Here is a 12,135-nt window from a genome sequence, read left to right on the forward strand (position 1 = left end):
TCCTCGCAATGGCGATGGAAAATAGGTTCGAGGGTTCACGCCGCGATGTCGGTGGCGGCTTCTGGGCGGATGTCGCCGCCGTGGGTCATGGCCGGATCGCAGCGCGAGCGCAGGCCGCGTAGCTCGACCGCGATCACGCCGGTGACCGCGGCGCGTTGCACGGCGAAGTGCGGGTCGGCGCCGATCAAACGGCGCAAAGCGACTTCATCTTCGGCGCGTACGCCCAAATGCACGCGGCTCAGCGCGGTGGCGCCGTTGGCATGAGCGCTGTGCGGCGGATACTGCGGCGGGTCGTAGGGCGAGACCAGGAACGGCAGACGATCGTTGCGCGGATAAGCGAACTGGAACGTGGTTTTGTCGCCGTCGGGACGAGTCCGCTTCCAGCGCACCGCGCGTCCGACCGCGACGCCGTCGGCGCGTAGCGCATCCAGCGCGGGCCGCAGATCGGGCTGTTCGATGCGCACGGCGACGTCGCAAAAGCCTTCGCCGCCGGCCGGCCAACGCAGCATGCGCACGCCCGATCCGCGCCCGAACGCGAGTTCCAGCGGCCATTTGAAAAACGCTGCGCTGCGCGGCGTGGTCAACAGTTCGATGATCGGTCCGTGCGCGAACCAGATGTGGGCATGCTGCGCGCGTGCGGGATCGGTGGCGTAATCCACTTGAAAGCCGAGGCGGCGATAGTCCTGCACCGCTTGATGCAGATCGCGCACCCAGAGCAGGACGTGGCTGCAGGTCGGGGCCATCAACAGGTCTCCACGAGAGTGGGGGAGAAGGCCGCCGCGACGCGCGAGGGCCCGGTGGCGAGGTCGAATCCGCCGTCGCCGTCGGCGCTGCGCGCGGCGGCGACCAGTTCGTCTATCGGCAACGCCTGCGGTTCGTCCGGGCGAATCAATTCCGGCAGGCCGATGCGCCCGGTCAGATCGCGCCAGGCTTGCGACACGCTCAGCGCCCATTGGCCGGCGCGGCGGCGACGAGCCGGATCGGCGATATCGCGGCGCAATTCGTGCAAGGCGTAGGTCACCGCACCGGGCCAGATCTGTTCGAACACTTGGTGGTAGTCGCCGCTGTCGGTATCGCCGAGCACGCTGGTGCTGCTCACTGCGAGGCGTTCGCTGCCCGGGCCGCGCATCAGCAGGCGGCCGCCGTCATCGCGCGGTGAGTGCAGACGCGCATTCCACAGCACCGGGCCGTGCAGGTCGGGCAGGATCAGCACGCCGGCTTCGCAGCCCAGCGCGACTTGGCCGAGCAACAGCGAGTGGTTGTCAGGATCGTCGGGATGCACTTGGTTCTGCACGCGCAAGCTCAGCGGAACGCCGTTGAGGCTGCCGTGCAGGCTGCGAAACGGATGCGCCGCACTGTCGGCCAGCGGCTCGCCGAACGACCACGGCCGCATGCCGCCGGCGGCGCGACCGATCAGATCCAGCAACGGGTAAATCATCTGGCTGTTGCTGGCGGCATCGATGTAATGCAAACGCTGACGCGCGCGCAGATAGTCCGCCACCGCCAGGAATCGCCGGACCGGCGCGAGATTCGGATGCAGGGTATTGACCGCATACGCCGCGTCGCCGTCGCGTGCCGCTTGCAGGCAGGCGGCGATCTCGCTGTGGTGGACCGGATGTTCCTGCAGCACATGCATGCCGCGGCGCAAGAAACTTTGCGCTAGTTGCGAGCCGTTACCGCCGGTCGCGCCGGAACGCACCACCACGCAGACGATGTCGGTGTCGTCGGGCACCTGCACTGGATCGGTATACAGCGGTGCGCCGTACTCTTGCGCGCAGCGGCGCGAGTAATCGCTGCCGTGGGCGAGCACACCACTCAATCGGAACTGCGCTGGCGCCGCGGCCAACGCGGTCAGATAGACGCGTCCGAATCCGGTGCCGGCGACGACCACGTTCAAGGGGCGCGGCGCGCTCACCACAGCACCGGCATCGTCAGCAAGCCGCGGAAGAAGCTCTGGGTTTTCCAGCTCACCGGACCGGCCTGACGCAACTCGGGCAGGCGCTCTAGCAGGGCGCGCATCGACTCCTGCAGTTCCACTCGCGCCAGAGACGCGCCGATGCAGGCGTGCATGCCGCAGCCGAAGGCGAAATGGGCGCGCGCATCGCGATCGAAGTCGAGTTCGTCCGGCAGCGGATAGCGCTCGGGATCGCGGTTGGCCGCGCCGATCGAAGCGAACACTGGCTCGCCCTGGCGCACCAGGGTGTCGCCGACCTGCACGTCCTCGGTCGCGTAGTGAACGAACATCGCCGCCGAGGCCAAGGGCACGAAGCGCAGCAGTTCTTCGATCGCCGCGTCGATTCGCTCGGGCTCGCGCTGCAAGCGCTGCCAGGCCTGCGGCTGGGCCAGCAGGGTGTGGACGAAATTGGGAATCTGCGAGGAGGTGCCCTCGTAACCGGCGACCAAGATGGCGATGCACAGCGAGATCATTTCCGGCTCGCTAAGCCGGTCGCCCTGATCGTGCGCCTCCAGCAGCGCGCTCATCAGATCGTCGCGCGGTTGCGCCCGGCGCGACGCGATCAGTTGCAGGATGTATTGCGCCAGCTCGCCGAGATGGCGCTGGATCTGTTCGGCCGCGCTGGCGTCGGTGGACAGCAGCGAGTCGTTCCAGACGCGGAAACGGTCCTGGTCCTGCATCGGCACGCCGAGCAATTCGCAGATCACCGAAATCGGAATCGGCATGGCGTAGTCGGCGACCAAGTCGGCCGGACCGCCCGTTTCGATCATCTGATCGATCAGACGATGCGAAAGCTCGCGCACGTGCGGCCGAAGCTGTTCGACCCGGCGGTGAGTGAACGCCTGCATCGCCAGCTTGCGGATGCGAGTGAGTTCGGGCGCGTCCATCATCACGATGCCGCCGGCGACGCGGGCGAAAGCGCGCGGCACCTGCTCGCGTCGGGTGGCTTCGCTGCGGCTGAAGCGTTTGTCCGACAGCACCAGACGCACTTCCTCATAGCGGGTGGCCAGCCAGGCCGGCTCGCCGAACGGCAGACGGATGCGGGTCAGACCTGGGCGCGCTTGCGCCTGCGCATAGGCGTCGGCGAGGCCGAGGTCGGTGAAACCGTTGAACGGATACGCGAGCGGGACGGTGTCGGGAGTCATTGCGGGCCTCGCAGATCGCTGGGGGAGAGAGCCGCCGCTGCGGGCTGCTCGGCCCAGCGGCGCAACAGGTCGGTATCGGGTGCGCCATCGGCGCGCAGCGGCAGGGCATCGATTGCATCGATGCGCGACAGAGCCTGGCCGAGGGCGCCAAGCTCAGCGCGCAAGCGCGCTTCGTCGGGCGCATGGCGATCGGTTTTCGCTTGCGCGGCGAACACGCGATGGCCCAGACGCTCCAGCGCGTGGCCCGGCGGCGGCAGATCCACCTTGCGTTCGAACCCGGCCTGATCCAACGCCTGCCGCCACTGCGTCCAGGACAAGAAGGTGGCCTGACTGTCGGCGCGATCGTCGTCGGCATCGACGAGCATCAAAGCTTGCGAGGCCATGACCCAGAATTCTTCCACGGTCGGTTCGGTCAGCAGCAACCAACCGCCCGGCCGCAGCAGTTCGCCGAGCCAGCGCAGCGAAGCATCGGTATTGCGCGCGGCGTTGAGTACGCCGCCGGCGACGATCACGTCGAAGCGATTGGATGCATAACCTTGTTCGCGGCCGGGCCGGTCGATGTCGTACAGGCCGAAGCGCAGGCGCGGGTAGTCGTGCAGACGGGTCGCCGCTTGTTCGATGAAGTAGCGTGAGACGTCGGTGTAGAGATAATCGACCGGCAAATCGCGTAGCGCCGGCAGCACGGTTTCGCTGGTCGCGCCGGTGCCGGCGCCCACTTCCAGCAGGCGCAACGGCCGCTCGCTGCGGCGGGCGAGCATGGTGACCAGCGCGGCGACCGATTTGTGCTGATAACGCGCCGCGATGCTTTCGCGGTACAAAGCACGGGCCAGATCGGAGCGGCCTTCGGGAAACAGCAAGTGCACCGCATTGAGTTCGCCGGCGATCAATTGCGGCAGTCGTTCGGCGTTGCGGCGCGCATAGTCGATGGTGCCGCTGGCCTCGGCGTTGGCGCGCCAATCGCGTTCGACGCTGTCCCAAGCCGCGCGCATCGCCGTATCGCTGCAATCGGGGGCGCTATCGGCCAATCGGTAGTGGCCGTCGTCGCAATGCAACAAGCCTTGTTCGTGCAGTACCTTGAGCCAGCGTCGTATCAGGCGTCGATGAGCGCTGGCGACGCGGGCGCGGCTGAGCACCGTTTTGGCGTCGTGGGTTTGTTGGGTGTCCGCGAACAGACCGCAGCGTTGCAGCGCGCCGAGCATCGAATACAAAGCGGTGCGGCTGAGCGCTTCGGTGGCGGCGACGGCACCGGCGGCATCGGTGCCGGCCAAGGCGGTATCTACCGCGATGGCGGATTGTTCTTGTAAGTCGGTAGGCGGTACGGCTGCTGTGGATTCACGCGGGCCGGGGACGACGTAGGCAACCGTCGTTGCGTCCGCGCAGACGACTGCGGCTGCGTCGGCGAGGTGCGCATGTGCGCGCAAGGCCTCGGTGATTTGCGCGATATGCTCTGCGCCCATAGAAGTTTCAGCCAAGGCCACGAGTTCGCAACCCAACTGCTTGCGTAACTGTTCGCGTTCCTCCGCGCTGGGGTTCTCGCACAAGCATCGGCGCAACCGGCTTAGATCGCTCAGAGCCAAAGCCGGATGCGCGAGCAATGCGCCCCATACCGCAGCGGGTGCGGCGACATGGTCGGCGCCGCTGCGTTCCAGCCACGTCAGCGTCTTGGCTGTCGATGTCTGCGCGGCGATATGGACGCAAGCCCCGATCTGCCATGCTGCAAGTGCGATGTCACCGCCACGACCGATCAAGGGCAGTAGCACTGCGACTCGCTCGGGGCGGCCGTCGAATGGCGCACTCGGTAGCGCAACGGATTCGGCGCCATCCTCTTCGCCATCTACGTCGCTATCGATGTCGGTGAAAGGCGCGTGCTGGAGCATCGCAAGCGTATCGGCAGCGTCGATATGCAGGGTGATCGCTTCGTCGTCGCGTTGCGACCAGACCGCACCCAGACGTAGCGCCGCCAATCGTGCGAACAATGCAGAAGCACAGTCGTCGGCGTTCCAGCGAAGCACGCTACCCACGCCCACACCGCGTGCAGACAGCCATCCGGCAGCGCTGGCACCCGCTTCCAGCACTTGCGCGCCGCTCCAGCGACGGTCGCCATCGATCAGTGCGGGCTGCCGATCCAGGCGCTCAAGCTCACTGAGGATCGCGGTAGCGGGATTCGTGGTTTCAGCCAGGGTAGTCATAGGCAGGCGGTCGCGAAGAACAGGGATTGGCCGGCGGCGGCCATCGGCGATTGCGGATCGGCGGGCAGTCGCAGGCGCGGTCGGAAACCGGCGGCGATTAGTGCCTCGTGCCAGCCGGGAGTGTCCAGGAACACCGTGCCGCTGGCGGCGCGGACGTCGCTAGTACCCGGCAATTCGGCGCCGTCCGCTGGTGAAAGCAAAAACTGCATCGAGGTGAGCACCGCGCGGTTGTCGGCCAGCGATTCGGTGAACACCAGCCAGCCGCCCGGCGCCAGACTGCGGCGGATACGGCGCAGGCTGCGGCCGATATCGGCCGCGTTGTGCAGCACGTTGCCGGCCAGCACCACATCGGCCGAGCGCGGCGCGATGCCTTGCGCGGCGAAGTCGGCGTCGAGGTCGAGCAGGCCGTAGCGCAGATCGCCGCGGCCGGCGTATCGCTGCTGCGCGGCGAGGGTGAACATGCGCGAGACGTCGCTGAACAAATAGTCGATGTCGCGGCCAGCCAACGCGGTCAATGCCGCGTCGGTGCTCATGCCGGGCCCGCCGCCGAGTTCGATCACCCGCAACGCGGCGCCTCGCGCCGGGCACTGGCGCAACAGTTCGGCCGCGGCGGCGTTGGCGTAGGCGGTGAACGGATTGTCCTGATAAGCGGCGAGGGCGGCGATGGGGTCGGCCTGCGCGAACAACAGCTCCTGCACTTGCAGATCATCGCGCAGCAGCGTTTCCAAGCGCGCCAATGCAGCGTTATGGAAGTGCGTCATCGCCAGCGGGAAACCGAGTTGCGCGTAGACCTCGCCGAGCATCGGTGCGATTGTCGCGGGCGCGACGGCGGGCGGGCGCCGTAGCCAGCGATAGGTCTCGCCACGCTGCTGCAAGGCCCCGGTTTCGGTCAGCGCGGCCAACCAGCGGCGCAGCAGCCAGGCATGGCGCGGCGCGGTCGAAGTGGCTTTGATCAGCGTCGCTGCATCGCGCTCTTCGCCCTCGCGCAGCGCGCCGCTGTCGTACAACACACGGGCCTGCGCGGCCAGGCTGATCGCTTCGAGCTCGCGCAACAGCGCCGCGCACCCGTCTAATGCCGCCGCTCTGCCGGGAAGGCGAGCGTGCAAGGCCTTCAGGCCGGCGGCGTGAACGCTATCGGAATGAACGATTTCGCCGCGTTCGCGCAGTTCGTCGTCGTTCCCTGCCGCGAGCGCGGCAGTCTGCAACTGGGCGGCATCGACGGGATCGCCGGCGTCGGCTGTTACGACGCTCGTATTGCTATCGCCGAGCAAGGCCTGCAGTTCTTGCAGCAACTGCGCCAACGCCAATCGTTGGGCGAGATCGCTGGGCAAGGGCGCACCGGAACTGTCGAGCACGGCCAGGAGTTCATGCAGATCCGAGCCGATCGCTTCGGCCCATTCGGCCAGCGGATCGGCATGAGTGGGATCGCCGAGGTCGAGTGGCGATCCCGCGTCGCGTGGGGTCCAACGCAGCGGTCCGTGAGCGTCGATCAAGCGCAGTTCTCCATCGAGACTGTCCAAGGTCAAGCGCAGATGCGAAACCGCATCGCGCACATGCAAGCGCAGAGGGACTCCGGCGAGTTCGCCATGAATCCACCGGATGCCGTCGTCATCGGTGGCCACACGAAAGCGCCACGGCCGCAGCGTGCCCAGGGCTGAGCCGAGCACGTCCATCAGCACGGGCAAACGCGACCGGTCGCATTCGGCCTGGATCGCGCGCAGGCGCGGACGCAGCAAGCGCACACAGGCGCTCATGCGACGCACCGCCGGCAGACGCGTCACAGCGCCGCCGAATCGCAATGGCGCGCGGCCGCCGCGCGCCACGCGTACGCATTCGGCCAACTCTTGTTGAGTCAGCCCGGCATCGCACAGCACCGCGCGGCCTTGCCGCAGAGCATTCAGAACCAGCGTCCCGGCGTCGACGCAGTCAGCGCCGATCCAGACCGCGTCGGTGGTCTCGGAACCGTGCACCGAATCGGTCGACAACGAAGGATCGGTGGGCTGCACCGCAACATCGGCGGAGTTGCAGTCATGCATCTTCCGCGCAACGACACGCAGTCGCATGCGCTGCGACGACAGAGCAGCGAACTGCGCCTCACCGAACCCGTCGCCGCATAACAACAGCGAACGCGTCGCGCTCACAGCGCACCTTCTTCGGTCAGCACTTCGGTCGGAATCGGGGCATCGAAACGATTGAGCACGTCCACCGCACCGCAGTCGCGCAAGGCCTGCAGGCTGCTCGCCGGATCCATCGTCATTGCCGCGTAGTAACGGCCGGGCGCGATGCTTTCGTTCAACGCGGCCTGCACCGCGACTGCGGCGAAGCCGCCGCTGAGCGCGGCGTTGCCGGGCGCGCGCAGCAACGCCGACACGCTGCTGTGTTCGCCATCGAGCTGGCACAGCAAGGTCGCTTGCGGCCGGCGACCGGCCAGATCCAATGCGCTGGCGTGTCGCAACAAGGCGATCGCATCTTCGCGCGGCAGCGCATGCGCGCGATCGAATGCGGCCAGCACGTGACGGCCTTCGATCGCGCTATGCCAATCGCCGTCGCGCAAATCCAGGGCGCGCGCCAGACGCTCGCCTTCGCGATTGAGATATGGCAGCACAGTGACCGGTCCGTTGAAGAACGGCAGCGTCGTGTCGCGCTGTCGCCGCGATGCACCGGCGCGACGGCCGTGATCGCGCCAAGCCGCGAGCGGTTCGCTGCTGCCGTCGGCGGCGCCGTGCAGATAATCGTCGGCGGCGACAGCGGTGAAACGGTCGTTGAGCCCGAGATAGCTGGTAAGGCGCAGCGGCCGCGTGAGATAGCTGGCCAACCAGCGCGGCAGCAGCGCGCTCAGTCCTGGTTGCATGCCGGCTGAGAGCAGGGCGCGGCGGCCCGAACGCTGGTAATCGGCGGGATCGAGCAGGGCGTGCAAGGCATCGTCGCCGGCCGCGTCGATATAGTCTGCGTTGGCTTCACGCGCTGTGCGTGCGACCCGATCGCCGATCCGGTGCGAAGGCCCGGCGCAGTTGAGCACGGCGCGACTGCCGGTGACGAAGGCGCGCAAGGACTCGGCGTCGAACAGATCCACTGCCATTGCCTCGATCGTGATCGTTCGCGCAGCGCGCCCGGAGTCGGTCGCGATGGCACGAAGCCGTTCGACGCTTTCCCGAGCCGCGTGCAGATCGCGGCCACCGATGCGCAGGCGCGCATCCATACCGGCCAATGCGCGCAACCGCAACCAGGCGCGCGAGGCCTCAAAGCCGACATCGCCATAGCCGCCAAGCACGGCCAGATCGCACTGGCTGCTCATGCGCTCGCCTCCGCGCCCAGGCGCCAGCCGCGCGCACGCCGGCGTTCATGCCAGAACGCGGCATAACGGCCGCCGCGGGCGAGCAACTCGGTGTGAGTCCCAGCCTCGGCAACCGCGCCGTTCTCCAATACCAGAATCTGATCGGCCGCCATCACCGTCGGCAGTTGATGCGCGATCACCAACAAGGTCGCATCGCGCTTGAGCCGGGCGATGGCGTTCTGCACGTAACGTTCGTTCTCCGGATCCAACGCAGCCGTGGCCTCATCGAGCAGCACGATCGGCGCGTTCTTGAGCAGGGCGCGCGCCACCGACACGCGTTGGCGTTCGCCGCCCGACAAGGCCGTGCCGCCTTCGCCGACCCGGGTCTGCCAGCCTTGCGGCAGACGCGCGACGATTTCGTCCACGCCGGCCAAGCGCGCCGCTTCCGCGACTTCATCGTCGCTGGCGTCGGGGCGACCCACGCGGATGTTCGCCTGCAAGGTATCGTCGAACAGATACACGTCCTGCATCACCGCCGACAATTGCGCCATCAATCCGGCGCTGGTCTGCGCGCGCACGTCGCTGCCGCCGACCCGCACCTGGCCCACGTCGACATCGAAGAAACGCATCAGCAGGCGGGTCAAGGTGGTCTTGCCCGAACCCGAAGCGCCGACGATCGCGGTCATGCTGCGCGGCGGTATCCGCAACGACAGTTCGCGCAGTACCGATTCGCCGCTGCGATAGGCGAAATCGACGCGGTCGAACTCGATCGCACCGGGTTCGCTCGGCGCTTGCGGGTGCGCGGGTTCCGGCAACGGCGCTTCGTCGAAGACCGACGCGATCCGGCGCAGATCGTTGTCGGCGATGCGCAACAGACCGCTGCGCGCAGCGGCTTCGGCCAAGGGGCCGACGAAGCGCGCGGCCAGGGCCAGCAAGGCCACCAGTTCGGCCGCCGCGATTCGGCCTTGCAGCGCCAGCATCACGCCCACCGCGACCAGCGCGGCGAACGCCAGCTGCACCGACAAGCCGCCGGCGAACAAGCGCGGAAACGTCTGCGCGAGCATCGATCCGCCGGCCTGCTTTTGCTCCTGGATCGCGGCTTCCAACGGCGCATAGCCTTCGCTGGTGCGGCCGAAGGCGCGCAAGGTCGGTTGATTGCGCGCGAACTCGACCACGCGGCTGCTGGCCAGAGCGCCGGCCGCGTCGACTCGTTCTTCGCTGCGGCCGATCCAATGCGTGGATCCGCGATGAGCGAGGTAGATCAATGGAGCGGACAACAATGCGGTCAGGCCCAATCGCCAGTCCAGCACCACCATCGCCACGGCGATGGTCGCCGGCGTCAGCACACCGCCGACCACTGGGCCGAGCAAATGCGCGAACACGTTCGTGACCATCATCGTGCCGCCGGTGGCGCTGCGCGAAAGACGTCCTACTTTTTCCGAACCGAACCAACCCAGCGGTAAGCGCGCCAGATGATCGCCGAGCCGTTCATGCAAGGTGGTCAGCACGGTCAACGCCAGGCCGAAGCTCAACATGGTCTGGCGATAGCGGGCGAAGCAGGTGAGTACGATCATGGCCGCCATGACCATGAGCCACTGCGCTGCCACGGCCATCTCACCGCTCAGCAATGCCCGCAGCACTGGAACCAGCAACACCACACTGAGCCCTTCCAAGATGCAGTAGGCGAGCAACCAGGCCAGGTAACCGTGCAGTGCGCGGTTGTGCTCGGGCCCGAGAATCTTTTTCAGCCGCGATAGCATCAGGCGATTCCTCCGGCTGTAGAGAGAGACGAACCAAGCGCTGCGCCGTCAACCGACGTCGACTCGATCGCGGCGTCGTCGCTGGCATCGCCGTTTGCGTAACGCCACATCCGCGCGTACACGCCGTTGGCGGCGAGTAGACTCGCTTGCGTGCCGCTTTCGACGATGCGGCCGCGGTCCATCACCACGATGCGGTCGGCGCCGGCGATGCTCGCCAGCCGGTGCGCGATCACCAGCACGGTGCGGCCGCGCGCCAGGGCCGACAGCGCGTCCTGGATATGCGCTTCCGCTTCGGGATCGGCATGAGCGGTGGCTTCGTCGAGAATCAGGATCGGCGCATCGGCCAGCAACGCGCGCGCGATCGACAAGCGTTGCGCTTCGCCGCCGGAGAACACCGCATCTTCGCCGATGACCGCGTCGAAACCGCGCGGCAGGGCCATGATTCGTTCGTGGATGCGCGCGGCGCGGGCCGCGGCGATCATCGCATCGACGCTGGCATCGGGACGGCCCAGGCGCAGATTGTCGGCGACGCTGCCGTGCAGCAGTTGCACGTCTTGCAGCACGAAACCGACATGCCTATACAGCTCGCGCGGCGCGATCTCGCGCACGTCGACGCCGCCGATGCGGACCGCGCCCGCGCTGACGTCGTAGAACCGCGGCACCAGTTTGGCCAAGGTCGACTTGCCCGCGCCCGATGCGCCGACCAGAGCGGTGATGGTGCCGGGCCGGCATTCCAGCGCGATTCGATCGAGCACCGGATGTGCCTGGTCGTAGCCGAAGCTCACTCCATCGAATTCGATCCGCGCGTCCTGCGGCGTGCGCGGTTGCGCCGGCTGCGGCAGCGGATCGGTCGCGAGCAGGCCGTCGATGCGCTGCGCGGCCGCCACGGCCAAGCGCTGCGCGGTCATGCTCTGATTGAGCGCAAGCAAGGTTTGCGGAATCGCCACTGCGATCAGCACCTCGGCGAACAGATCCAGCGGCGCGATCCAGCCGCGCCGGATCATCCAACTGCCTGCGCTCAGGCTCACCAGCAGGATCACCGGTACCGACAGTGCCATCGACGTGAACGCTTCCAATCGCATTAGCGGTCGCACCCAACCGGCATACCGTTCGCTGAACTCGTTGACCGCGCCGCGGTAAGCGCGATGCGCGCGGCCGGTTTGGCCGAAGGCCTTGACCACCGCGATGCCGTGTACGAATTCGACGATCGCCGCGCTGACCTTGGCGAAGCTGGCGTCAAGTTGAACCATTTGAACGGCGAAACCGCGCATCATCCAGGCGTAGGCGCCCATGTAGATCGGCAGAGTCGCCACCGCCAGCAGCGCCAGCCGCCAATCCAGCCAGATCAGATACGCGATACCGGCCAGCGGCAGCACGATCGCGCCGACCCATTCGACATCGTGATGCGCGGTCAGATGGTGCAGGGCGTGCAAATCGTCTTCGACTGCCTTGCGCACCTGGCCCGAGGTTTTGTCCGAATACCAGCCCAGCGGCACTGCGCCCAACTTCGCGACCATGGCTCGCCGTAATGACGCCTGCAACCGGTGATCAGCGATATGGGTCAACCACAACGCCAACCCGGTGCACAGCCAGCCGATGCAGAGACCGGCGACGATCGTCACCGCGACCGCGATGACATGAGCGGTGTCGATGCGCGGCACCAACAGCGCCCGCGCCAGTTCGGTCAAGCCCACGTACGGCACCAGCGCGGTCAGAGCGCCGATGCCGCCGAGCAACATGCCGGCCCGCGACAACGGAGCCACTGGCCGGCGCAAGCGCGCTAATGCGTCCGCCGAGGAAGCAGCCTTAGAGG

General features: G+C 67.2%; 8 protein-coding genes. All 8 read right to left on the reverse strand.

Going from position 1 to position 12,135, the window contains the following annotated elements; translation table 11 throughout:
- Positions 1 to 35: 35 nt before the first annotated feature.
- Genes ACTOWJ_RS03740 through ACTOWJ_RS03775 form a run of 8 tightly spaced genes read right to left on the reverse strand, consistent with a single transcriptional unit; the run spans position 36 to position 12,085 of the window.
- Positions 36 to 743 carry a VOC family protein gene (locus ACTOWJ_RS03740; protein ID WP_441333251.1) on the reverse strand — a complete coding sequence of 236 codons (708 nt, stop codon included), beginning with the start codon at positions 741 to 743 and terminating at the stop codon, positions 36 to 38.
- Positions 743 to 1,915, reverse strand: coding sequence for a Gfo/Idh/MocA family oxidoreductase (locus tag ACTOWJ_RS03745; protein WP_441333252.1), 1,173 nt, complete (start codon positions 1,913 to 1,915; stop codon positions 743 to 745). Before ACTOWJ_RS03745 ends, ACTOWJ_RS03740 begins: the two co-directional genes overlap by 1 nt.
- Positions 1,912 to 3,099: a cytochrome P450 gene (locus ACTOWJ_RS03750; RefSeq protein WP_441333253.1), complete on the reverse strand. Its 1,188-nt coding sequence runs from the start codon at positions 3,097 to 3,099 to the stop codon at positions 1,912 to 1,914. The genes ACTOWJ_RS03745 and ACTOWJ_RS03750 overlap by 4 nt, the downstream gene beginning before the upstream one ends.
- A complete protein-coding gene (locus ACTOWJ_RS03755; RefSeq protein WP_441333254.1) occupies positions 3,096 to 5,288 on the reverse strand; it encodes a methyltransferase in 2,193 nt (730 codons plus the stop codon). Before ACTOWJ_RS03755 ends, ACTOWJ_RS03750 begins: the two co-directional genes overlap by 4 nt.
- Positions 5,285 to 7,429: a bifunctional Gfo/Idh/MocA family oxidoreductase/class I SAM-dependent methyltransferase gene (locus tag ACTOWJ_RS03760; protein ID WP_441333255.1), complete on the reverse strand. Its 2,145-nt coding sequence runs from the start codon at positions 7,427 to 7,429 to the stop codon at positions 5,285 to 5,287. The genes ACTOWJ_RS03755 and ACTOWJ_RS03760 overlap by 4 nt, the downstream gene beginning before the upstream one ends.
- Complete coding sequence (locus ACTOWJ_RS03765; RefSeq protein WP_441333256.1) at positions 7,426 to 8,583, reverse strand: saccharopine dehydrogenase NADP-binding domain-containing protein; 1,158 nt, start codon at positions 8,581 to 8,583, stop codon at positions 7,426 to 7,428. Before ACTOWJ_RS03765 ends, ACTOWJ_RS03760 begins: the two co-directional genes overlap by 4 nt.
- Positions 8,580 to 10,322, reverse strand: a complete 1,743-nt coding sequence (locus tag ACTOWJ_RS03770) for an ABC transporter ATP-binding protein (protein ID WP_441333257.1) — start codon at positions 10,320 to 10,322, stop codon at positions 8,580 to 8,582. The genes ACTOWJ_RS03765 and ACTOWJ_RS03770 overlap by 4 nt, the downstream gene beginning before the upstream one ends.
- Entirely contained in the window at positions 10,322 to 12,085 is a 1,764-nt protein-coding gene (locus ACTOWJ_RS03775; protein WP_441333258.1) for an ABC transporter ATP-binding protein, read from the reverse strand. The genes ACTOWJ_RS03770 and ACTOWJ_RS03775 overlap by 1 nt, the downstream gene beginning before the upstream one ends.
- Between the last annotated feature and the right edge of the window lie 50 nt (positions 12,086 to 12,135).

The sequence above is a fragment of the Lysobacter sp. CA199 genome (assembly GCF_052078715.1).
Lineage (GTDB): Bacteria > Pseudomonadota > Gammaproteobacteria > Xanthomonadales > Xanthomonadaceae > Lysobacter.